General features: G+C 65.1%; 20 protein-coding genes. 11 read left to right on the forward strand and 9 right to left on the reverse strand.

Annotated elements, in window-relative coordinates; genetic code table 11:
- Nucleotides 1-674 precede the first annotated feature (674 nt).
- From C266_RS24200 to C266_RS24215, 4 genes are read left to right on the forward strand one after another with little or no spacing between them, the layout of a single operon-like run.
- Nucleotides 675-1,472, forward strand: a complete 798-nt coding sequence (locus C266_RS24200) for a DUF3348 domain-containing protein (RefSeq protein ID WP_010804093.1) — start codon at nucleotides 675-677, stop codon at nucleotides 1,470-1,472.
- The gene (locus C266_RS24205; RefSeq protein WP_010804092.1) at nucleotides 1,453-4,293 is read left to right on the forward strand and encodes a DUF802 domain-containing protein; all 2,841 of its coding nucleotides are present in this window, start codon (nucleotides 1,453-1,455) and stop codon (nucleotides 4,291-4,293) included. Before C266_RS24200 ends, C266_RS24205 begins: the two co-directional genes overlap by 20 nt.
- Complete coding sequence (locus C266_RS24210; protein ID WP_010804091.1) at nucleotides 4,290-4,958, forward strand: OmpA family protein; 669 nt, start codon at nucleotides 4,290-4,292, stop codon at nucleotides 4,956-4,958. Before C266_RS24205 ends, C266_RS24210 begins: the two co-directional genes overlap by 4 nt.
- The gene (locus C266_RS24215; RefSeq protein WP_010804090.1) at nucleotides 4,951-5,796 is read left to right on the forward strand and encodes a DUF2894 domain-containing protein; all 846 of its coding nucleotides are present in this window, start codon (nucleotides 4,951-4,953) and stop codon (nucleotides 5,794-5,796) included. The genes C266_RS24210 and C266_RS24215 overlap by 8 nt, the downstream gene beginning before the upstream one ends.
- Here the strand turns inward: C266_RS24215 and C266_RS24220 are convergent.
- Nucleotides 5,793-7,040, reverse strand: a complete 1,248-nt coding sequence (locus C266_RS24220) for an MFS transporter (protein ID WP_144265917.1) — start codon at nucleotides 7,038-7,040, stop codon at nucleotides 5,793-5,795. The genes C266_RS24215 and C266_RS24220 overlap by 4 nt on opposite strands.
- A 99-nt stretch (nucleotides 7,041-7,139) precedes the next feature.
- Here C266_RS24220 and C266_RS24225 point away from each other — a divergent pair, with 99 nt between their 5' ends.
- Complete coding sequence (locus C266_RS24225) at nucleotides 7,140-7,598, forward strand: helix-turn-helix domain-containing protein (RefSeq protein WP_010804088.1); 459 nt, start codon at nucleotides 7,140-7,142, stop codon at nucleotides 7,596-7,598.
- A 186-nt stretch (nucleotides 7,599-7,784) separates the two neighbouring features.
- Nucleotides 7,785-8,585, forward strand: a complete 801-nt coding sequence (trmB, locus tag C266_RS24230; RefSeq protein ID WP_010804087.1) for a tRNA (guanosine(46)-N7)-methyltransferase TrmB — start codon at nucleotides 7,785-7,787, stop codon at nucleotides 8,583-8,585.
- 93 nt (nucleotides 8,586-8,678) lie between these two features.
- Here the strand turns inward: trmB and C266_RS24235 are convergent, their stop codons facing one another.
- The 4 genes from C266_RS24235 to C266_RS24250 all read right to left on the reverse strand — a co-directional run bounded on the left by C266_RS24235 (nucleotide 8,679) and on the right by C266_RS24250 (nucleotide 11,474).
- Complete coding sequence (locus C266_RS24235; RefSeq protein ID WP_010804086.1) at nucleotides 8,679-9,521, reverse strand: undecaprenyl-diphosphate phosphatase; 843 nt, start codon at nucleotides 9,519-9,521, stop codon at nucleotides 8,679-8,681.
- Between the two features lie 53 nt (nucleotides 9,522-9,574).
- On the reverse strand, nucleotides 9,575-10,204 hold the full coding sequence (locus tag C266_RS24240) for a DUF1439 domain-containing protein (RefSeq protein ID WP_081636395.1): 630 nt from the start codon (nucleotides 10,202-10,204) through the stop codon (nucleotides 9,575-9,577).
- A gap of 108 nt (nucleotides 10,205-10,312) precedes the next feature.
- Nucleotides 10,313-10,576: a YkgJ family cysteine cluster protein gene (locus tag C266_RS24245; RefSeq protein WP_036664316.1), complete on the reverse strand. Its 264-nt coding sequence runs from the start codon at nucleotides 10,574-10,576 to the stop codon at nucleotides 10,313-10,315.
- A gap of 115 nt (nucleotides 10,577-10,691) precedes the next feature.
- On the reverse strand, nucleotides 10,692-11,474 hold the full coding sequence (locus tag C266_RS24250; RefSeq protein ID WP_010804083.1) for an SDR family NAD(P)-dependent oxidoreductase: 783 nt from the start codon (nucleotides 11,472-11,474) through the stop codon (nucleotides 10,692-10,694).
- Between the two features lie 98 nt (nucleotides 11,475-11,572).
- Here C266_RS24250 and C266_RS24255 point away from each other — a divergent pair, with 98 nt between their 5' ends.
- From C266_RS24255 to C266_RS24270, 4 genes are all read left to right on the forward strand, one after another.
- Nucleotides 11,573-12,241 carry a TetR/AcrR family transcriptional regulator gene (locus C266_RS24255; protein WP_010804082.1) on the forward strand — a complete coding sequence of 223 codons (669 nt, stop codon included), beginning with the start codon at nucleotides 11,573-11,575 and terminating at the stop codon, nucleotides 12,239-12,241.
- Between the two features lie 129 nt (nucleotides 12,242-12,370).
- Complete coding sequence (locus tag C266_RS24260) at nucleotides 12,371-13,039, forward strand: protein-L-isoaspartate O-methyltransferase (RefSeq protein ID WP_010804081.1); 669 nt, start codon at nucleotides 12,371-12,373, stop codon at nucleotides 13,037-13,039.
- A 147-nt stretch (nucleotides 13,040-13,186) separates the two neighbouring features.
- Nucleotides 13,187-13,510, forward strand: a complete 324-nt coding sequence (locus C266_RS24265) for a rhodanese-like domain-containing protein (protein ID WP_010804080.1) — start codon at nucleotides 13,187-13,189, stop codon at nucleotides 13,508-13,510.
- A 93-nt stretch (nucleotides 13,511-13,603) separates the two neighbouring features.
- Nucleotides 13,604-15,046, forward strand: coding sequence for a TolC family outer membrane protein (locus tag C266_RS24270; RefSeq protein WP_010804079.1), 1,443 nt, complete (start codon nucleotides 13,604-13,606; stop codon nucleotides 15,044-15,046).
- A 136-nt stretch (nucleotides 15,047-15,182) separates the two neighbouring features.
- On the opposite strand, the gene waaA is transcribed toward C266_RS24270, so the two are convergent.
- From waaA to C266_RS24290, 4 genes are all read right to left on the reverse strand, one after another.
- On the reverse strand, nucleotides 15,183-16,490 hold the full coding sequence (gene waaA / locus C266_RS24275) for a lipid IV(A) 3-deoxy-D-manno-octulosonic acid transferase (RefSeq protein ID WP_081636411.1): 1,308 nt from the start codon (nucleotides 16,488-16,490) through the stop codon (nucleotides 15,183-15,185).
- A gap of 3 nt (nucleotides 16,491-16,493) precedes the next feature.
- Nucleotides 16,494-17,390 carry a Kdo hydroxylase family protein gene (locus C266_RS24280; protein WP_010804077.1) on the reverse strand — a complete coding sequence of 299 codons (897 nt, stop codon included), beginning with the start codon at nucleotides 17,388-17,390 and terminating at the stop codon, nucleotides 16,494-16,496.
- A complete protein-coding gene (waaC, locus tag C266_RS24285) occupies nucleotides 17,387-18,355 on the reverse strand; it encodes a lipopolysaccharide heptosyltransferase I (RefSeq protein WP_246831228.1) in 969 nt (322 codons plus the stop codon). The genes C266_RS24280 and waaC overlap by 4 nt, the downstream gene beginning before the upstream one ends.
- 247 nt (nucleotides 18,356-18,602) lie before the next feature.
- Nucleotides 18,603-20,000 carry a phosphomannomutase/phosphoglucomutase gene (locus tag C266_RS24290; RefSeq protein ID WP_010804075.1) on the reverse strand — a complete coding sequence of 466 codons (1,398 nt, stop codon included), beginning with the start codon at nucleotides 19,998-20,000 and terminating at the stop codon, nucleotides 18,603-18,605.
- Nucleotides 20,001-20,349: 349 nt separating this feature from the next.
- Here C266_RS24290 and C266_RS24295 point away from each other — a divergent pair, with 349 nt between their 5' ends.
- The gene (locus C266_RS24295; protein ID WP_010804074.1) at nucleotides 20,350-21,567 is read left to right on the forward strand and encodes an oligosaccharide flippase family protein; all 1,218 of its coding nucleotides are present in this window, start codon (nucleotides 20,350-20,352) and stop codon (nucleotides 21,565-21,567) included.
- The last annotated feature ends 4 nt before the right edge of the window (nucleotides 21,568-21,571 follow it).

A 21,571-nucleotide genomic window follows, 5' to 3' on the forward strand; every position in this document is an offset into this window, starting at 1 on the left:
TTGGCCACCGGTGCAGCCCGGCTTGCCCACGTACCTACCGTCACCAATCCGTCGCAAAGAAGTCCCCAGCCCATTTCACACCTCCACTCGTTATTCGATTCGATTTCGCTTGCCGCGCTTTACATCAGGAGATCGGCCATATCGGAGAAAAACTTGGCCACCGGTGCAGCCCGGCTTGCCCACGTACCTACCGTCACCAATCCGTCGCAAAGAAGTCCCCAGCCCATTTCACACCTCCACTCGTTATTCGATTCGATTTCGCCTATCGCGCGTTACATCAAGAGATCAGCCATGTCGGAGAGAAACTTGGCCACCGGCGCAGCCCGGCTTGCCCACGTACCCACCGTCACCAATCCGTCACAAAGAAGTCCCCAGCCCATTTCACACCTCCAGTGTTTGCTTCGTTGTTTCGCGTTTGTCGCGAGTTGGGTCAACGATATACCCCGCAGTGGATCGCGAAAACTGAGATAAATCACAGTCGGCGCATGCGCCAGGGGTAACGGCAGTGGCAATGCCGTCGCACGGCGGCCAGACAGCACCAGACAGCCGCCATCCGGCCATGACGAGTCGCCGAACCGGCCTCGTCACGCCCGTCAAGTCCCCCGCCCGAGTGTCGAGCGGCAAAGGGGAGGCGCGCGCAGTGTAAACTGCTGGGTTTTTGACCCCTCAGTGGAATGGTGCAAGTGCCCCGGCGTCCCGTTATCAGCGCCCCCACCCTCATCCGCTCTCTGGCCCGTATCAGCACGTTCACGCCGCCCGAAGCTGCGCCGTCGCTGTCGGACCGCATGAGTCAGTGGGTTGGCTGGACCGACGCCATCGCCCTGTCGTCGGCCCTCAAAGCCCCTCCGCCCGCCGCAATGCCCGGCGTGCGCGCGGCTGCGCACGGCCCGGCAAGCGAACTGGCACGCGTACGCGCAGACCTCGCCGCAGCGATTGCCCGCGATTGCGGTCTCGCCGCCGCGCCCGGCGGGCAGATCCGGGCATTGAGCGCCGCCGAGCGTCAACGGGCAGCGTCCTTTGCGGAGTTTCCGGCCTATCGGCAACGCTATGCGACGTCGCAACAGACGATGGACACGGCAATCAGCGCCCTGCGCACCCGTCTGCGCGGACAGTTGGCCGCGCAATCACCGGACACCGCGCGGCTCGCCAGCGTCGACACCGTCATGGAGCGCGTCATGGGCGCACGTGAGCGCACACTGCTCGCCAGCGTGCCGAATCTGCTCGAAGCGCACTTCGTGCGGCTGCGCGACACGGAGCAGGCGGCGATGGCCGCCCCGCGCGTGCCCGGCGCACCGCCGCTCGCGCCCGCCGGCACGTGGCTCGACACCTTCCACCGGGACATGCAAAGCATTCTGCTTGCGGAACTGGATATACGCCTTGAACCGATCGAAGGGCTGATCGCCGCCCTCACTTCGATTCACCCCGGCGAAAACGTTAGTGAACCCGGACAACATGACCCGTTACCTCGTTGATCTCGTTGCCTTTGCCGCTGGTCTTGCCGTCGTCGGCTGGATCGCCATCGGCTATGCAGGCACCAATACCCTCGCGCTGGCCGTCGCCCTGCTGATCGCCGCCGTCTATCTCATCGGCGCCCTCGAACTCAAACGCTTCCATCAAGCGACCGACGCCCTCGCCAATGCCGTCTCCGGCCTGAACGCAGCGCCCGCGTCGCTGCCCTCGTGGCTCGATACGCTCCCTGCCGGGCTGCGCACCGCCGTGCGCCTGCGCGTCGAAGGCGAGCGCGTCGGCCTGCCCGGCCCGGCCCTCACGCCGTACCTCGTCGGACTGCTCGTGCTGCTGGGTATGCTCGGCACCTTCCTCGGCATGGCAGCCACGCTGCGCGGCACCGGCCTCGCGCTCGAAGGCGCCACCGATCTCGAAGCAATTCGTGCCTCGCTGGCGTCTCCGGTAAAGGGCCTCGGCTTCGCATTCGGCACGTCGGTGGCCGGTGTCGCTACCTCGGCCATGCTAGGCCTGCTGGCCGCGCTCGCCCGTAAGCAACGCGCGCAAGTCGTGCAATCGCTCGACGCCCATATCGTCACGACGTTGCGCGGCTTCTCGCAACAGCATCAACGCGAAACCACGTTGCAACTCCTTACGCAACAGGCGACGGTCATGCCCGCCCTCGTCGACCGGCTGCAAGACATGATGGCCGCGATGGAGCGCCAGAGTCAGGCGCTTGGCGAACGACTCGCCGCCAATCAGGACGCGCTTCACGCGAAGACCGATGCGTCCTACGCGCAACTCACCAGCGCCATGCAGCAATATCTGAAGGACAGTGTGGCCACTACGGCGAGTGCCGCCGGCGCCGCCATCCGGCCGGAAGTCGAAGCGACGATGGCGAGTCTCGCGCGTGAAACAGCATCGTGGCATCAGACCGTCGCCGGCGCGATGCAGGATCGAATGGACGGCCTGTCCGATCGCTTCGAAGCCACCACCGAACGCGTGGCGAATGTCTGGAAAGATTCGCTCGACGCTCAATTGCGCACCAACGAATCGCTCGCGACCGGTCTGCGCACCGCCCTGGGGGAGTTCACACAGACGTTCGACACGCGCGCCGCGCGCCTGGTCGACGATGTCGCCACACGCCTCGAAGCCGTCACCGGACAAGTCAGCAGCGCCCATGCCGGGGTCGCCCACACCTGGGAGACGTCGCTCGCCGCGCAACAGCGCACCAACGACTCGCTCGCCAAGGATCTTGGCGCGACGCTCGCGCAATTTGCCCAGACCTTCGAGACACGTTCAGCCGGCCTGCTCGCCGACGTCACTACGCGCCTCGATAACGCCACGGGCAGCATTGCGACTGCGCAGACGACCGTGGCTCAGGCGTGGGAGCAAGCCCTGTCTCAACAACAGCGCTCGCACGACGCCCTCACACAGGATCTCGGCATCGCGCTGGAACGCTTCGCACAAACGTTCGAAGCCCGCTCCCAAACGTTGCTTGCCGATGTCGCCACCAAGCTCGACGCCGCCAGCGGAAATGTCACCGGGGCACATGAGCGGGTTGCGCAGGTGTGGGATCAATCGATCGCGCTGCAACAGCAGGCCAACGCCGCGCTGAACACCGAACTCGCCGCCGCGCTCACCCGCTTCACCGAGACCTTCGAGCAACGCTCGGCACACTTGATCGATGGCGTAAGCCAGCGCACCGAAGGCGCGATGCACAGCGTATCGGAGACGGCCGCAGTCGTGTCCGGGGAATGGAAACAAGCGCTCACGGCGCAGCAGTCCGCAAACGATGCGCTCGCACGCGATCTGGGCGGCGCACTCGTGCGCTTTGCCGAAACCTTCGAGGCGCGCGCTTCGCAACTGCTGCAAAGTGTCTCGGCACAAATGGACTCGACGTCGGAAAACGTCGCACAAACATGGCGCGACGCCATCGCAGAACACGCACGCACGAGCGAGCGGTTGGCCGACGGCAACCAGCAACTCGTCGCCGCAACGACCGGGGCATTGACGCAGCACAGCGCGTCGCTGCTTCAAGCATTGAACGCGGCCAACACCGCGCATCACGACGCCACCGCCGAGCGCGAAACGCAGCGCCTGTCCGCGTGGACCGAAACGCTCGAAGGCACGCTCGCCACGCTGCGCTCGGAATGGCAGAAGGTCGGCGCACAAACCGCCAGCCAGCAACAGGCCATCTGCGACACGCTCGCCCGCACCGCGCTCGATATGTCCGAACAGACGCGCGCCAATGCCAGCGACACCATTGCCGAGATCTCGCGTCTGGTGCAAACCGCGTCCGAAGCGCCGAAAGCCGCCGCCGAGATCATCGGCGAACTGCGTCAGAAGCTCTCGGACAGCATGGTGCGCGACAACGCCATGCTCGACGAACGCTCGCGCCTGCTTGACACGCTGGGCACGCTGCTCGACACCGTCACGCACGCCGGTAACGAGCAACGCGCCGCCGTCGATGAACTGGTCACGACGTCCGCGCAATTGCTCGAGCGCGCCGGCACGAACCTGGGCGACGCCATCACCGCTCAGACCGAGAAGCTCGCCGCCGCATCGGCACAGGTCACCGGCAGCGCCGTGGAAATCGCCAGCCTTGGCGACGCCTTCGGGGCAGCCGTGCAATCGTTCGGTGAATCGAACACGCAATTGCTCGAGCATCTGCAACGCATCGAAGCCGCGCTCGACAAGTCGATGGCGCGCAGCGACGAACAGCTTGGCTACTACGTCGCACAGGCGCGTGAGGTGGTGGAACTGAGTGTGATGTCGCAGAAACAGATTCTCGAGAACCTTCAGGATATGGCGCAGACGCGGGCACAACCGGGTAGCGTGGCAGCATGAGGGAAGATTTCGACGCGGATATCGCAGACAGCGGCGATGTCGGTGCCGCAGCGCCGACGTGGGCCGTCTTCGGCGATCTGATGTCGGTGATGCTCGGCGCGTTCGTCCTCATCATGCTGGGCGTGATCGGCGTGCAGATCGAACTGTCCGCCAAGCTCGAACGCGAAGTGAAGGAGCGGCGTGCCGAAACGCAACGCCGCCAGACACTCGAGCACGCGCTTGCCGGGCCGCTCGCCGGCGGCCGCGTCACGCTCGTGAACGGCCGCATCGGCATCAGCGGCAACGTGCTCTTCGCGCTGAACTCGGACCAGTTGCAGCCACAGGGGCGTGAAGTGCTGCGCAGTCTGGCCGCCCCGCTGAGCGCCTATCTGCGCGCAAGCGACGAAATCCTCATGGTCAGCGGCTTCACCGACGATCAGCAGGTGCGTGAGACGAACCGGCGATTCGCCGATAACTGGGAGTTGTCGGCCCAGCGGGCACTCACCGTCACCCGCGAATTGATTGCCGCAGGCGTGCCGCCGTCATCGATTTTCTCGGCAGCGTTCGGTGCCGAGCAACCCGTCACGTCGAACGCCGACGAAACCGGCCGCGCGAAGAACCGGCGCGTGGAAATCGCGCCGATGCCGCGCAGCAGCGCCAGCAGTGTGGGCAAGCCCCATGCGTGAGGCGATGCGCGTCGAGTGCGACGAAACGATTGCGACGCCGGCAACGCCCGCGCCTGAGGCATCGGACGCATTGCCGGCGCAACTCGCCGCGTGGCGGATGCAAGGCGTCGATAAACGCGATCCGGCACGGTTTCATCGCATCGAAGCCCTGGCGCTGCGCAGCCGTGCCTACACGGGGGATGTGCGACGTGTGCTCGATGAGCGGTTGAAGACGCTCGTCGACGAACTCGTACAATCGCTTGGCGACGCGCCGGTGGCGCCCTCCGATGAAAGCCGTCAGACCTCGCAGCCTGCATCGTCGCCGCTCGCCGTACTCACGGCCGACATCGCGCAACGAGTGGGCACGGGAGAGCGTCCCGCACCGGCAAAGGCACCTGCCAGAGGCCGAGCGGCAACGCCGGCAAGTCAGACGCCACCGGCGCGCGAGGCCGCTCAACCAGGCAGCGTGTCGTCGGCGCCGCAACAACGCCCCGCCGTGTCACCCTCGCCGATGACCGTGCCCGTCACACCGACGGTCATTTCCACCGACGACGCCTTCGAAGACCTCGATGTTCTCGAGTACTTTCGCGAGACGTGGTCGAAGCTCAGCACCAACGGCAATCTCCGTCAGTCGCTCGCGCAGGTGCCGGAAAACGCAGGGCCGCTCAACTCCAGCCATCTGGTGCACCGCGCGCTCTCACTCATGCACGACGTCTCGCCCGACTATCTACGGCATTTCCTGCGCCATGCAGATGCCCTCTCGTGGCTCGAAGACATGGAGACGACCGGCGTGCTCGGCAACAAGCCCGCTGCCCGCGCCGCCACCGTCACCAAGCCGTCACGCGCGAAGGCTCGCTAACGCCGGCCGGCGGCGGTAACCGGCATCGCGCGCAACGTCGCCGCCCAGAACGCGAGCGCCGTCAGGCTCACACTCGCGCCGAGTACACACACGCCCATCCAGCCAAAAGCCGCGTAAGTTGCCGTCGCAGCGACCGCCCCCAGGCCACTGCCCGTCGCGTAGAACAGCATGTACGCCCCCACGAGACGGCTCGGGGCATCGGTGCGCGCCGCAAAGATCAGGCTCTGATTCGTGACGTGAATCGCCTGTCCGGCGAGATCGAGCAGCAAGACGCCCACGATGAGCCAGCCCAGCGACGCCTGCAAGCCCGCCAGCGGCAGCCACGAAAACACCAACAGCGCGAGAGCGACGCCGGTCGTGCGCTGCGCCCACCCACGGTCTGCCCAATAGCCCGCGCGCGCTGCGGCCAGCGCCCCCGCCGCGCCAACGAGCCCGAAAGCGCCGATGCTCGTATGCGAGAAGTGGAACGGCGCAGCGGACAGCGGCAACACCAAAGCGCTCCAGAAAATGCTGAACGCCATGAACATCAGCAACGCGATCATGCCGCGAATCTGCAACGTGCGCTCTTCGCGCAACAGACGGAACATCGACGCCAGCAGCACGACGTAGCGCTGCCGCGTACCCGATGTCGGCTGACGCGGCAACGCGCGCCAAAGCACTGCGCCAAGCACCACCATTGCCGCCGCCGACGCCAGATACACGCCGCGCCATCCGGCGACGTCGGCAATGCCGCCCGCCATGACTCGCGCCAGGAGCAGACCGACGACCACGCCTCCCTGCGTGGCACCGACGACACATCCGCGCTCATGCTCACCCGCAGCACTCGACGCGTAGGCGATGAGGCCCTGTGTCATCGCGGTGCCCAGCATGCCGACGAGCGTCATGCCAAGCAGCAGCGCCACGGCAGACGCTGCCGCCGACACGGCCAGCAGACTCAACGTCAGCAGCGCGAGTTGCGCAAGCATGAGGCGTCTGCGCTCACACTGGTCGCCCAACGGCACGAGGCACAGCAATGCCAGCGCACACCCCGCCTGCGTCGCGCTCACCACACCACCCGCCGCGCCGCGCGAGATCCCGAAGTCGTCCGCCAGCGCATCGAGCAAGGGCTGTGCGTAGTAGACGTTGGCGACGCTCAGCCCCGCTGCACACGCGAAAATCGCCACAAGCGCTCGCGGCATTCGGTGCGCGGCTCGGGACACGTTCGATGGCGCAGACGCGACATTCGTCGATGGACACGATGACATGAAGTCCCCAAAACTAGTTTCAAATTGAGACTTGTTGGATCATAACCAAACCAGTCTTAAAATAAAACTCAATTTTCGCTCCTGCAAAACGCCTTCAACATGACGCAAACCCGATCCGAAGTGCCCGCCCCGTCGCTGGATACCTGTCCCGTCGCGCGCACGGTCGACGTCATCGGCGACCGGTGGAGCCTGCTCATCGTGCGCGACGCCTTCGATGGCGTGCGCCGTTTCGGCGACTTCCTACGCAGCCTCGGCGTGGCGCGCAGCATGCTGACGACGCGTCTGCGCACGCTGGTCGAGGCGGGCATCCTCTCGGTGCAGCCCGCCTCGGACGGCACGTCGTACCAGGAATATGTGCTGACGCCTCAGGGCCGCGAACTCTTCACGCTGATCGTGGCACTGCGGCAGTGGGGAGAGAAATACCGCTTCGAGCGGCGCGAGCGTCACTCGACGCTGATCGACACGCGAACCGGCAAGCCGCTGGCCGATTTGCAGCCGACCACTCGCGACGGCCGGCCCGTGGCGCCGGAGGACACTCAGGTCGTCCGGCCGGCATAAGCGGGACGCCAACTTGCCAGTGGAGGGGGTTCCGGTGGATAATCGAGCCCGTTCCCGACGCCACGGCGCGGGAAAATCCTTTGAAAAATCATCGTGTTGGGCGCTGACATCAGGCCGTAATGCCGGATATGCCGCCCGCCGCAGCACACCTCGACAAGCCGTCGTCCCAGACGGCTTTCTGTTTCCATGACGAACCACGGACAACCGCCGGCTGACGACGCGCAACCGGCCCACGACGACGACGCCGACATCGGCGCGCCGCAATCCCATGCCACGGGCGAAGACGAGACGTTCGTCGGACCGGACGGCGTAGCGCACCCGCGCCGCATTCGCAGCTTCGTGCGCCGCGCCGGACGCAGCTCGGAAGCGCAGAAGCGTGCTTTCGATACGCTCGGCCCGAAGTTCGTGCTGCCGTATGTGCCCGAGCCGCTCGACTGGCCCGCCGCCTTCGGGCGCGCCGATGCACCGCGCATCCTCGAAATCGGCTTCGGCATGGGCGATGGCACCGCGCACATCGCGAAGGTGCGCCCGGCGGACGATTTTCTCGGTGTCGAAGTGCACGAGCCGGGCGTGGGCGCGTTGCTCAAGCTCATCGGCGAGACACCTCTGTCGAACGTGCGCATCATTCAGCACGATGCCGTGGAAGTTGTTCAACACATGCTGCCGGAAGGCTCGCTCGACGGCGTGCATGTCTTCTTCCCCGATCCCTGGCACAAGAAGCGCCACCACAAGCGCCGCCTGCTGCAACCGCCGTTCGTGGCACTGCTTGCCTCGCGTCTGAAGCCGGGCGGCTATCTGCACTGTGCGACGGACTGGCAGGAATATGCCGAGCAGATGCTCGAAGTGCTCGGCGGCGAAGCCACGCTTGAAAATACGGCGGCCGATTACGCACCCCGTCCGGACTATCGTCCCGTGACGAAGTTCGAGAATCGCGGCCTGCGCCTTGGCCACGGCGTGTGGGATCTCGTGTTCCGCAAGCGTGGCTGAAGCCCATCGCGGACATTGCGGAAATGAAGAAGGGGCACCACGCGGTGCCCCTTCCTCGTTCTTCGTTCTGCTGCCCGTGTCGCGTGCGTCGGCTCAGTCAGCCCAGACAACCAGCCCGCTGTAACCGGTGGCCAGCACCACCAGCCCGAACACGATGCGATACCACGCGAACGCCGTAAAATCGTGCGACGCGATGTAGCGCAGCAGCCAACGCACACAAATGAAGGCGCTGATGAACGCCGCGATGAAGCCGATGCCGAACAGGCTGACATCGTCGACCGACAGCGTCGAGCGCGCCTTGTAGAGTTCGTAAAGGGTGGCGCCGAACAAAATCGGGATCGCGAGGAAGAACGAAAACTCGGTGGCCACCTTGCGCTCGAGCCCGAACACCATCCCGCCGATAATCGTCGCCCCCGAACGCGACGTGCCCGGCACGAGCGCCAGGCACTGTGCGCAGCCGACTTTCAGGGCGTCGGCAAACGAGAGGTCGTCGATCGAATTCACGCGCGGCAGCTTGCCCGCGTCGGCATTGCGACGGTTGTGCCGTTCCACCAGCAGAATGATCACGCCGCCCACGATGAACGCCGTGGCCACAACAGTCGGATTGAACAATGCCGCCTTGATGTGCTTGCCGAGCAACAGACCGAGCACGATGGCCGGCAGACACGCAACGATCACGTTCACCGCAAAGCGACGTGCCTTCACATCGCTACCGAGGCCTGCCACCACCTGCGCGATCTTGACGCGAAACTCCCAGCATACGGCGAGAATTGCGCCGAACTGAATCACAATCTCGAAGACCTTACCCTTGTCGTCGTTGAAGTCGAGCAGACTGCCGGCCAGAATCAGGTGACCGGTCGACGAGATCGGCAGAAATTCGGTCAGACCTTCGACTACACCGAGAATGACGGCTTTGAACGCCAGCAACAAGTCCATGCAATGAGTTCCTGAGAGGTCTTGAATAGAAGGTTAGGAAGACAGGCGCGCCGTCAGCGAGAATCGAATTTGACGTTCACCCCGTGCGAAAGCACGGTGATCGTGCCCGGCTGACGCGCCACGCCGCCGATGTTGAGCTGCTCGGGTTTGAACGTGTAGATAGGCGTGCCTTGCAGCAACTGCGTCGCAATCAAGGCACCTGCGGCGTTCAGTTGCCGTGACCAGCGCTCGGGCAACCCATCGATCGTGAAGGTCTCGACTTCCGGATCACGCAATACGACCGACATCGTGGCGGGATCGTACGCAAGCGCGCTGTCGATGGCGAGCGTACCGGTAAGCGGCGCGCCGCCCAGCGGATGCGTTACCGCGGCGTCGACAGATACCGCCAGACGATTGCTCTCCGGCAACAAGGTCAGCCGGGGATGCGTAAGGTTTACGTCGAGCACGGCCAACACACGGCGGTCGAACGGAAACTTACGCTCAAGCGCGCGCTGCAATTGACTTTCCGAGAAGGTGTAGTCGTTGCCGAACGGCAATCCCGCGCAAGCCGCCAGCCCCGCAGCGAGGGCAGCCGCCCCCGTCAACGCCAGCCAACGACGGCGTGAAACCTCTGGCGTTTGCCGTGCGACAGGTGTCTCGCACTGCTCACGAATTGATTGATCTGACTGAGTGCTACCCGGCATGTCACATTCCGCTACAGGGCGCGGGGCGCCCGATACGCGCGACTATAGCATTCGCTTGTGACTCGCTTCTACGCTTCAAGACGCCTCATTGCACCTCGGCGTGCCCGCTCACGCCACTATCGGCGCCGTCATCGCTTCGAGTTGCGACAACCACGCGATCGCCTGCGCGCGATCCTCGCCGCACATCTCGGCCGACGGCTGCAACGAGCCGCAGACCGCCGGACGCTGCGCGCTGCCGAAGATCCGGCAGCGGCCGTCGTCGTCCAACTGCACGCAACGGGTGTTCGCCGGCTTGCCGTTCGGCATGCCGGGAATGGGCGTCGAGATGGAAGGCGCGATGCAACACGCCGCGCAGTGGGATCGGCAGTTCATGAGTGGATCGGGGGAATGCAGGGGGCACGGCGTCAGCCTCACAGGGCGACACCGGTTCGGGCCGCGCATTCTACCGCGAGTGACGAAGCGGACGTCTCGGCCGCCGGCCCCCGGCCTACCAGGGCAAACTGCCTCCGACGTCGAAGAACCCGCCGGTGACCGGCCCGCGCTCGCCGAGCGCCAGCATCAGCACGCTGCGCGCCCCCTCAGCCAGCCCCTGCCGTGCCCGTTTGCCGCTCGCATCGAGTGCGAGGTCGCCGGGGGCGCCCGGATCGACCGAGTTCACCGTAATCGACGTCTCGCGCAACGTTTGCGAGAGCTGCACCGTCAACATGTTCAATGCCGCCTTCGACGCATTGAATCCGATCTGCCGGAACGCCGAGTGCTCCCACGCCGGATCGTTGTTGTGCGCTAGCGAACCGAGGCCGCTCGACACATTGACGATACGCGCCCGCGCCGAGCGCGCCAGCCACGGCAACATGGCCTGGGTCACGCGCAATGTCCCGAAAAAGTTGGTGGCGAAGACACGCTCGACCGCTTCGATGGAGGCTTTCTCCGGGGTATCGTCGCGCGGATCGGTCACGCCCGCATTGTTCACCAGCACGTCGAGCCGCCCGTGATAGCGGCCGATGCGATAAGCCGCCGCGTGCAGCGTCTCCGGCCTGAGCAGATCGATCACCAACGTCTCCGCCTGAAACCCCGCCTTGCGCAGCGGTGCAACGACTTCCTCTCCCTTGGCTTCCTCTCGTGCCCCTACGAGTACCGTCATGCCGGCCTCGGCCAGCGCGCGCGCCACTTCGTGCCCAATGCCCCGCGTCGCACCCGTCACCAATGCCACGCTTCCCAGATGACGTTCGGCGTCCTCGCGTACCGCGCTCTCGATTGCGTCCCGTTTCATCACTGCTCCCGTCGAAATCTCTGTTGTGCTGCGCCAGACCGCACGCAAATTTGTTAGCATCGAGTTTATGAAGAATCCTTCAGCTTTTCCATTCGCATATGAAACCGGACAGCCAAGGCCGCGCAACACCCCGTAAATCGCCGCAGCAGGCGCGCTCACGGGTTACGATCGATGCGATTTTCGAAGCCGCGCTTCAGGTTTTGCTGCTCGACGGCGGGCGCCAACTGACCACGACTCGCGTTGCCGAGCGTGCGGGGGTGTCCGTCGGCACCCTGTATCAGTACTTCCAGAACAAACAGGTCTTGCTCTACGCGGTGCTTGGGCGGCACATCGACCGGATCGTCGAGTCGGTGGAGGCCACATGCGTCGCCTCTCACGGGCAGCCGCTCGACGTGATGGCGCGCTCGCTCGCCAAGGCGTACGTCGGCGCCAAGATGACGGACATCGAGGAAGCACAGGCGTTGTACCGGCTCTCGGAAGATCTGGACGGGCGGGAAGTGTTTGCCGGCGCGGCCACGCGCATGCACGCCGCCACCGTTGCCATGCTGAAAACCGCACGCGAAGCGCATTTCGACGATCCCGAGACGGTCGCCTTCGTGTTCCTGAACTCGATGAGCGGCCCCATCAAGGCGATTCTGGAGAACCGCGCGCCCCCAGGCGCCTGCTGCGAAACGCTGGCGGGACAGATCGCCGATCAGATAGCGACAATGTGCGGCGCCTACCTGGCACGGGTCGCCCAGCCGGTCGCGCCCAAGGCTGCGGCATAACCGCTGCTCAGCCGCTGTACCTACCGCCCTTGCGCCGCCGATGCGGCAAAAGTTCACGCGTCATAATGACTGCCGCCCGGAACTGGTAAAATGCCGGGTTGTGTTTGCCTACTACCCACGGTAACCGAAATGAATTACGAACAGGCCCGCTTTAACATGATCGAGCAGCAAATCCGTCCCTGGGACGTGCTCGATCAAGAGGTGCTCAATCTGCTCAAGCTCGTCAAGCGCGAGGAATTCGTGCCGACGGCCCAGCGCGCCCTCGCCTTCACCGACGTTGAACTGCCGCTGCCGGGCGCGGCCATTCCCGACAAGAGCCAGCACATGATGTTCCCGCGCGTCGAAGCGCGCATCCTGCAAGCGCTCGCGCCGAAGAAGAACGAAAACGTGCTCGAAATCGGCACGGGCTCGGGCTACATGGCGGCCCTGCTCGCCTACAACGCCCATCACGTAACGACCATCGAGTTCGACGCCAATCTCGCGCAAACTGCCCAGCAGACGCTGCGCGCCAACGGCGTGACCAACGTGGAAGTAATCAACGCCGACGGCGCGCAAGGCTGGAGCGCCGCCGCACCGTACGACGTGATCGCCATCTCGGGTGCCCTGGCCGAACTGCCGCAAGCGTTCCTCGACCAACTGAAGGTCGGTGGCCGTCTGGCAGCCTTCATCGGTGGCAGCCCGGTCATGGAAGCGAAGCTGATCACACGCATCTCCGAGACCGAGTACCGCACCGAAAACATGTTCGAGACGCAAGTGGCCTATCTGGTCGCGCCGCATCCGTCGAGCTTCAAGTTCTGAGCCCGGCTGCCGGGTGACGTGCCGTCCGGTCGCGGATGGCACGCCCCGGAATGCCGCGAGCGGACCGGTCCCGCACCCCTTTTGTGGGGCGAATGCCTGCGGGAATCAACGAGGGCCGGACGCCACCCATACGACCACACGAACATCATGCAAAACATTACACCGGCGCAATTGGCCCAGTGGCTCGCGGACCGGGACCGCAGTCAACCCACGCTCCTCGACGTGCGTGAGGATTGGGAAGTGCAGACCTGCCACATCGCCCAAAGCAAGAATGTGCCGCTCGGCGATGTGCCCGCCCGTCTGACGGAACTCGACGCCGATACGCCCATCGTGTGCATCTGCCATCACGGCATGCGCAGCGCGCGTGCCGCAATGTTTCTGGAACAACAAGGTTTCTCCCAGATGTTCAATCTGGACGGCGGAATCGATGCCTGGGCTCGCCAGGTCGATCCGTCGATGCCGACTTACTGAGCCAGGGCCGTGCGCCCCTCAAGGCTTGCCGCGCGTGAGCGCGCGGCCAAGCGTGCGCCTGCGCGGCGCACTGTCTCCGCAAGCGCCCTCGTCATGGCGACGACGCTCGCGGCCCTCATGGTTCACACCGCACCCGCCTGCGCGACCGACCTTCTCCAGCTCTACAGCGAAGCCCAAAACCGCGACGCGCTGATCGCCAGCGCCCGCTCGGCCTACCTCGCCAACATCGAGGCATTGCCGCAGGCCCGCGCCGCCCTCCTGCCGCAAGTCACCGCGCGCTGGGGCTCCGTCAATACGCACTACGGCTCGGGGAATGTCTCGAACACGTTCGTCAGCAGCGGCTACGGCCTCGCGCTCACGCAGCCTCTCTTCCACTGGGATAGCTGGCAGTCGTATCAGCAGGGCAAGCTGACGGTCGCGAGTGCGGAGGCTTCGTTTGCGCAAGCGGAGCAGGATCTGATCCTGCGCGTGGCGACCGCATATTTCGACGTGCTCGCCGCGCAAGACGACCTGGCGCTAGCCGGCACGCACAAGCAGGCCATCGCCGAACAGCTCGCGTCCGCCAAGCGGAATTTCGAGGTCGGCAACGCCACGATCGTCGACACCAACGAAGCGCAAGCCAGCTTCGATCAGGCCACCGCGCAGGAGATCGCGGCGCAGAACACGCTGGATGTACGCCGTGCCGCCTTCGCGCGGATCGTCGGGCATCCGGTCGGCTCGCTCGCCACGCTGCGCGCAGGCGCGACGCTGCCCTCGCCCCAGCCCAACAACGTGGCGGACTGGGTCGCGCAGGCGGAGCAGGCCAACTACGCCGTGCAATTGCAAACGCTCACACTCGAGACCGCTCGCCGCGAAACGTCCAAGGCCAAGTCGGGTTATATGCCGTCGGTCGATCTGGTCGCCGCCGGAGCGCACTCGAATGTCGGCAACGCCAACAGTCTGCTCACGTCGTCCATGTCGAGCCCGTCGAGCCAAGGCGCGGGACCGAGTTCCGCCGGACAGATCGGCATTCAGATCAGTATTCCGATCTTCTCTGGCGGCGCGGTGCAGAGCAAGATGCGCCAGACGCTTGCGCTGGAAGACAAGGCCATGACAGATCTGGATGACGCGCGACGCCTGGCTGTCTTCAACGCGCGCCAATCCTATCTTGGCGTATCGAGCGGACTGGCACAGGTGAAGGCACTTGAAGCAGCCGAACAATCGGCGCAATCCTCGGTGGCGTCGAACAAGCTCGGCTATCAGGTTGGCATTCGCATCAACGCCGATGTGCTCAACGCCGAAGATAAGCTCTTCACCACCCGGCGCGACCTCGCCAAGGCGCGCTATAGCACGCTGCTCTCGAGCCTTCAGCTCAAAGCCAGCGCCGCCACACTCGTCGACACGGACTTGCAGTTGCTTAACGCGTTGCTCACGGAGAATCCGGAAGCTTCCGCGGCCATGGCGGGTGCTCGCGAAGCCACGCCCGTCGGCGCCGGGGCCGGATTGCCCGCGCGTGGCGTGCGACCGGGAATCACGGCACCGCCCATGCGACGCTGATCGCCCAGCGCGTCGCGTCGTGCCGCGTATGGCAGCGGCGCGAAAGCGCATAGCAAAATGCCTCGCATCGCCAGTCCGGCATGCGAGGCATTTTGTTTTTTCGACGTGCGCGACAACGTCCAGCGCGGTCGCCGAATCAGTCCTGCGGGGCGGTGAAGCTCACGTCCAACCACTGGCCCAGCGCAGTCACGGTGCGCGCCGTCGCGCCCTGGTGCTGCTTGGCGAACAGCGTCGCGGCGGTGCGCATCGCAAGACGACGGTCGTCGTTGAGCAGCAGATCGGTCAAGGCCGTGGCGAGTTCGCCGGCATCGCTGACGCGCAGCGCCGCCCCCGCCGTCAGCGCGTTTTCGCTGGCCTGCGTGAAGTTGAACATGTACGGACCGAAGACGACTGGCGTGCCTGCCGCGCAGGCCTCGATCAGATTCTGACCGCCCAGCGGCAACAGGCTCCCGCCGATGAACGCGACATCGGCCGCAGAGAAATACGCCGCCATCTCGCCCATCGAATCGCCGAGCACGACGTCGACGTCGGCAGGCAGCGGCGCGTTGTCGTCGGGCCAGGCACTACGTCGAACGTAATTCAGGCGCACCCTCGACAGCATCGCCGCGACTTCGTCGAAGCGCTGCGGATGACGCGGCACGAGCACCAGCAGCGAGCGACGTCCGACGTCCGAAGCAGCCGCGAGCATCGCGCGAGCCTGAAGCACCAGCGCTTCCTCGCCGTCGCGCGTGCTCGCCGCCAGCCAGACCTTTCGGTCGCCGAAGCGCTCGCGCCACCGTGCGCCCAGCGCGAGCAGTGCGGGCGGCGGCGTCATGTCGAACTTGAGATTGCCCATCACATCGACATCGTTCGCCCCCAGCATGCGAAGCCGTTCGGCATCGGCATCGCTCTGCGCGAACACACGGCTGAAACCGCCGAAGACGGGCTTGGCGGCATCGCCAAAGCGAGCGGCACGCCGGAACGAACGCGCCGACATTCGCGCATTGGTCAGCACCAGCGGCACGCCGCTTTCACGGCAGGTGAAGATCAGGTTCGGCCAGACTTCCGTCTCCATCACCACGCCGACGCTCGGTCGCCATTGCATCAGAAACCGCCGGATCGGCCCGACCATGTCGTAAGGCAGATAACAACGCAGCACACGATCGCCGAACAGGTTGTCGCCCGTGGCGCGCCCGGTAGGCGTCATGTGCGTGAGCAGAATGCCGTGAGACGGATAGCGTTCGAGCAGCGCGTCGATCAGCGGCTGCGCGGCACGTGTCTCCCCAACCGAGACGGCGTGCACCCAGATCAGCGGGCGGCCGGTGTATGGCGGTGAATCGTAAAACCCGAAGCGTTCCCCGATGTGACGGCGATAGCCGGGTTCAAACCGGCCGCGCCACCACAGGCGAATCACCGCCAACGGGGCAACGATCCACCAGAGTGCGCGATAGACGAGACGCAGCAACATTCAGATGAGCGCGCGATGCGTGAGGCGTTGCAGTACCGCCAGCGGCGAGCACTCGGGGTGCACCATCGCTTCGGCGGGCAGAAAGAACGTCTGCTCCATCATGAACTGCCCCGACATCACCGCGTGCGACGTTTGGTCGGAGAAGCAGACCCAAACGCTGCCCGGCGGGAACGGTATGGTCTGCTGATCGGCGTCGCGCTGGTAGCCCATGTCGGCTTTCATTCCGTCATGCAGGTGCAGCATGACGTGGTCGTAGCCGCTGCGCGGACGCTTGGTGATACCCACGGCGTTCTGCAACCATGCGGACCCCGGCCATTGCGCCGGCACTTTCGGCAGGAAGCGTTTGGCCACGTCTTCGAACGGTTCGCCCACGCGCCAGACACGCGGCTGGCCTGCCGGGTTGATGTTGGTGAACACGCGCAGGATGCGCTCGCCGTAGTTCGGACGCGACGGGAAAGCATCGACGTGCAGGCGGGCATCGTCCTTGCGCCACGACGTCTGGCGCGTTTCGACCTGATGCAGACGCAAGCTCGTAGGCGCCGCGCGCAGCTTGCCGCGATACTCGGGCAGCAAGCCGTCGATCAGGCTGCATGCCTGCGCGTAGTAGCGCTTGACCAAGGCGTGAACGGCGCGCTGCGTGGCGTCGTCGGCCGCGACACCGACAAGCACGTCGGTCTTGGGATCGAGGCTGATGTTCTTGCGTTTGGGGTCGGCAATCGCCGGATCGAGCAAGCGTTGCTCCCCGGCCTCGATAGTAAAAGCCAGGTGCGGGAAGTAGAGCACCTTGCCCGCCTCGACATCGGCCACGAGCGTCTCGCGCGGTATCGACAGTTGCCCGCCCTGCCAGTTGCCGGATTCGACGGTGACGATCTGGTTGCTTGCGTTTGTTTGGCTCATACGCTTCTATCCTCTCCGGACGCGGCGTCGCCACTCACCACAGGTGCCGGCGACGGCGCGAGTTGACGCACGGCATCGCGCACTTGCGCGAGCGTTGGCCTGTGTTGCGCGTCGCCAAGATTGATGATGCGCGGCGACCAGAATCCGCCGGTGCGCCACGCGGTGCTGAAATTGTATAGCTCGATGGTGGGACGGTTCAGCGCTGCGGCAATATGTACCAACCCCGTGTCCACGCCCACCGTGATCGCGCCGCGGTCGATCAGGCCGACAACCTGCGACAGGTTCATCTTCGGCGGCACCCAGGCGTCTTTCCCCAACGCCGCGGCCAGTCTGAGCGAGACTTCATGCTCGGCAGCGCTGCCCCACGGCAACACGATCGCGAAACCCTGCGAGGCCAGATCCCGGCCCAGCGCCACCCAGTCGTCTTCAGGCCAGGTCTTGTCGTCGCGCGAGGTCGCATGCACGAACACCGCATACGGACGATCCGGGCACTGGCTGTGGTCTGCCCGCTCGGTGGCAATGCCGAAGTCGATCTCGTCCGGCACATTGAAGCCCATCGCCCCGGCCACCAGCAGCCGTGAACGCGTCACCACGTGCGTGTGCGGCTCGATGCGCACCATGTGACGGTACAGATAACGCACGGGCCACTCGTAGCTGGCCCCCTCGGTCCGGTTGCCCAGTCCCCATACCTCGCCTCGCGCCGTGCGCGCAATCCAGCCGGTCTTGACCAGGCCTTGCGTGTCGATCACGTAGTCGTAGGGGGTTTCGCGCAGGGTGCGGCGGAACGTGCCGATTTCCTGCCAGGTGCGCGCCGCGAGCGGCTTCTTGCGCCAGCGGCGCAGGGCGAAGGGAATGACGCGGCGCACACCGCGCACGAGTTTGACGAGGTCGACGAAGCCCTCTTCCACCACCCAGTCGATCTGGGCGTCGGGATACTGGCGCAGGATGTCCTGCACCACGGGCATGTTGTGGACAACGTCGCCGAGCGACGAGACTTTGACGATCAGAACCTGCAACCGAACGCTCCGGCGGTTCGGCCGGGCCTCGTGAGCAAAACCGCGATTTTACCCCGACCCGGCGCGCCGGACATCCTCGATGGGCATCTTTAGCCCCCGTGTTCCGGTCACAGCGTCCTTGCAGCGTCCCGCGCTCGCCTTCGTGCGGCTTGTGCCGGAGGGGCCGCATCCGCCGGCGGCACCCCCGGAACTCGCGTCAGAACGGCAGCTTCGCGTCGGGCTTGGCAGCCAGAATGGCGCGGCGGAAGTCGTCCTGAATGCGCTTGATGGCCGCTTCGCTATCGGCCTCGAAACGCAGCACGACCACCGGCGTAGTGTTCGACGAACGGGCCAGTCCGAAACCATCCGGATATTCGACACGCAGGCCGTCGATCTTGATGATGTCCTTCGCCCCGTCAAACCTGGCGGTCTCGCGCAGCTTGTCGATCAGCGCGAAGTTCTCGCCCTCGGCCAGCGGAATCTGCAGCTCGGGCGTCGAAATCGAATTGGGCAACGCGTTGAGCACTGCGCTCGGGTCAGCGGCCTTCGACAGGATTTCGAGCAGACGCGCGCCCGTGTACAGGCCGTCGTCGAAACCGTACCACCGATCCTTGAAGAACACGTGGCCGCTCATCTCGCCCGCGAGCGGTGCGCCCGTTTCCTTGAGTTTGGCCTTGACCAGCGAGTGGCCCGTCTTCCACATGAGCGGCTCGCCGCCGTGTTCGCGTACCCAGTCCGCGAGGTTACGCGTGCATTTCACGTCGTAAATGATTTTCTCGCCCGGGTTGCGGCTCAGCACTTCGGCGGCGAAGAGCATCAACTGACGATCCGGATAGATGATCTGACCGTCCTTGGTGACCACGCCGAGACGATCGCCGTCGCCGTCGAACGCCAGACCGATTTCCGCGTCGGTCGTCTGCAGCGTCTTGATCAGGTCCTGAAGATTTTCGGGGTGCGCAGGGTCCGGGTGGTGGTTCGGGAACGTGCCGTCCACCTCGCAGAACAGTTCGACGACATCGCAACCCAGCGACTGGAACAGCGCCGGTGCATAAGCCCCCGCCACGCCATTGCCGCAGTCCACCGCGATTTTCATCGGACGCGCCAGATGCACGTCGTTGGCGATGCGCGCGCGGTACGACTCGCCGATCTCGTCGGCCGTGTACGTGCCCTGACCCGTTTCGAAGTCCTGCTGTTCGATCAGCTTCGCCAGGCCCTGGATGGCATCGCCATAAATCGCGCGGCCGCGCAGCACCATCTTGAAACCGTTGTAATCGGGCGGATTGTGGCTGCCCGTGACCATGATGCCGGAATCGACAACCCGGCCGTGCAGCGTGATGTTCGTCGCGAAGTACACCATCGGCGTGACGACGACGCCGATATCGACCACATCCACGCCTGCGGCACGCAGGCCGTCGGAGAGTGCGCCGACAAGCTCGGGGCCGGACAACCGGCCATCGCGGCCGACGACGACGGCATTGCCGCCTTCGCGACGCAGGGCGGTGCCGAACGCGCGGCCGATCAGGTTCGCAACGTTGGCATCCAGGGTCTTGCCAACGATGCCGCGAATGTCATATGCCTTGAAAATCGCAGGCGAAACTTGCGTGGTTTGCGTCATGGGAAAGCGTCTCTCGGAAACGAGGGGAGAAATGAGCATCCATTGCGGGGGGCCCGGCTTGTTGCCTGCCCGCCCCCACTACGAGCCGGATGTTGCGAACGCCTTGGCCGCGAGGAACACGCCGGCCGCGCCACAAACGCCAAATCCCGGCAGGAAGCCCGGCCGGGAACGGCTGCATTACGTTAAAATTATACGGGACTTCGCTGCACTGCGGCGCGTCCCGAAACCCTGTCAGTCATGGCCTGCCTCGGTAGCTGCACGACATGACAAGCGCGTGAAGTCCACCCGCACCGGCCTCGCAAGGCCGGTTTTGCTTATCTTGAGAACGAGTGAGCCGCGCGAGCGCCACATGCCCTATCGCACCATCATTCGCAACATCCTCTGGATGCTGACCGAGCGCGGCGCGCAGATCGCCGGCGGCATCGCAGTCTCCGGCCTTCTGGCCCGCAGTCTCGGCGCCGCACAGTTCGGCCTGTTTCAATACGCGCAATCGCTCGTGTTCCTCGCTGCGTCCCTCACGCTGCTGTGCGGCAGCGAGGTCGTGGTGCCGCGTCTGGTCGGCAAGCCCGAGGCCGACCAACGCACGGTCATCGCACACGCCTTCGTACTGCGTCTGGCCGCCGCCGCCGTCGCCTACACGATTCTCGCCGTTTACCTCATCGGCTTCGCGGAGTCCGACCTGGTGGCCGTCGCCCTCTGGCTCGGCGTGGCGCTTTGGTTCCGCGAACCCTTCGGCATCGTGATCGCATGGCTTCAGGCGCGCACCTTCAACCGTCCGAGCGTGAGCGCCAACCTCTGCGGGCTGGGCGTCAAGCTCGCGCTCGTGGCCGTGCTATTCCTGATGCATGCGCCGGTTGCCGCGTTCGCCGTCGTCTACGCCATTGAGGCTATCGTGGCCGCCGCGTTGCTCGTGCGCTATTACCTGAAGCATTCGCCTAAGACGCCGGTGATCTGGCAACGCCAACTTTTGCTCGATCTGCTCGCCAGCGGCATGACGTTCTGGGGCGGGCTGATGCTCATGATTCTCTTCAAGCGCATCGACCAGCTCGTGCTCAAACCGCTCATTCCGCTCTCGGCGCTGGGCGCCTACGCCGCCGCCATGCAGATCACGGAGAACTTCGTGCTTGTCGCGCCGATCATCGCGAATTCGCTGGCGCCGCAACTGATTTTCCAGACGGCCGACAATGCCACCGCGAGGCGCAACACCGTGCGCGCCGTATGGCTGATGGTGGCCGCGGGGGCGAGCCTGGCGATTCCGATTGCGCTGCTGGCCCCCTGGATCGTGCATCTGATTTACGGTGCAGGGTTTGCCGAGTCCGCGCAGATTCTGCGCGTATCGGCACTCATGGGGATTCTCGTGTTCGCCGACGCTGCCCTCAATCTGACGCTGATTCGTCGCGGTGCCGGACGTTGGGTCATCGCGAAATGGCTGTGTGCCGCCGCGGTGGCTTTCGTTGTCGTACGCGGGCTCGCACCGCAATTCGGCGCCCTCGCCGGGGCACTCGGCTTCGGCGCGGGCTATGCGGCCGCGCTGGTGGTTGGCGTCTGGCTGCTGCGACGGGACTGACACG

Source organism: Pandoraea sp. SD6-2 (assembly GCF_000389825.1).
In the GTDB taxonomy this organism is placed as follows: Bacteria; Pseudomonadota; Gammaproteobacteria; order Burkholderiales; family Burkholderiaceae; genus Pandoraea; species Pandoraea communis.

Bases quoted from the DNA above. Each gene is read 5' to 3' on its own strand.
- C266_RS24200 (WP_010804093.1), top strand. From the start codon at position 675: ATGGTGCAAGTGCCCCGGCGTCCCGTTATCAGCGCCCCCACCCTCATC.
- C266_RS24205 (WP_010804092.1), top strand. From the start codon at position 1,453: ATGACCCGTTACCTCGTTGATCTCGTTGCCTTTGCCGCTGGTCTTGCC.
- C266_RS24210 (WP_010804091.1), top strand. From the start codon at position 4,290: ATGAGGGAAGATTTCGACGCGGATATCGCAGACAGCGGCGATGTCGGT.
- C266_RS24215 (WP_010804090.1), top strand. From the start codon at position 4,951: ATGCGTGAGGCGATGCGCGTCGAGTGCGACGAAACGATTGCGACGCCG.
- C266_RS24220 (WP_144265917.1), bottom strand. From the start codon at position 7,040: ATGTCATCGTGTCCATCGACGAATGTCGCGTCTGCGCCATCGAACGTG.
- C266_RS24225 (WP_010804088.1), top strand. From the start codon at position 7,140: ATGACGCAAACCCGATCCGAAGTGCCCGCCCCGTCGCTGGATACCTGT.
- trmB (WP_010804087.1), top strand. From the start codon at position 7,785: ATGACGAACCACGGACAACCGCCGGCTGACGACGCGCAACCGGCCCAC.
- C266_RS24235 (WP_010804086.1), bottom strand. From the start codon at position 9,521: ATGGACTTGTTGCTGGCGTTCAAAGCCGTCATTCTCGGTGTAGTCGAA.
- C266_RS24240 (WP_081636395.1), bottom strand. From the start codon at position 10,204: ATGCCGGGTAGCACTCAGTCAGATCAATCAATTCGTGAGCAGTGCGAG.
- C266_RS24245 (WP_036664316.1), bottom strand. From the start codon at position 10,576: ATGAACTGCCGATCCCACTGCGCGGCGTGTTGCATCGCGCCTTCCATC.
- C266_RS24250 (WP_010804083.1), bottom strand. From the start codon at position 11,474: ATGAAACGGGACGCAATCGAGAGCGCGGTACGCGAGGACGCCGAACGT.
- C266_RS24255 (WP_010804082.1), top strand. From the start codon at position 11,573: ATGAAACCGGACAGCCAAGGCCGCGCAACACCCCGTAAATCGCCGCAG.
- C266_RS24260 (WP_010804081.1), top strand. From the start codon at position 12,371: ATGAATTACGAACAGGCCCGCTTTAACATGATCGAGCAGCAAATCCGT.
- C266_RS24265 (WP_010804080.1), top strand. From the start codon at position 13,187: ATGCAAAACATTACACCGGCGCAATTGGCCCAGTGGCTCGCGGACCGG.
- C266_RS24270 (WP_010804079.1), top strand. From the start codon at position 13,604: ATGGCGACGACGCTCGCGGCCCTCATGGTTCACACCGCACCCGCCTGC.
- C266_RS24280 (WP_010804077.1), bottom strand. From the start codon at position 17,390: ATGAGCCAAACAAACGCAAGCAACCAGATCGTCACCGTCGAATCCGGC.
- waaC (WP_246831228.1), bottom strand. From the start codon at position 18,355: ATGCCCGTGGTGCAGGACATCCTGCGCCAGTATCCCGACGCCCAGATC.
- C266_RS24290 (WP_010804075.1), bottom strand. From the start codon at position 20,000: ATGACGCAAACCACGCAAGTTTCGCCTGCGATTTTCAAGGCATATGAC.
- C266_RS24295 (WP_010804074.1), top strand. From the start codon at position 20,350: ATGCCCTATCGCACCATCATTCGCAACATCCTCTGGATGCTGACCGAG.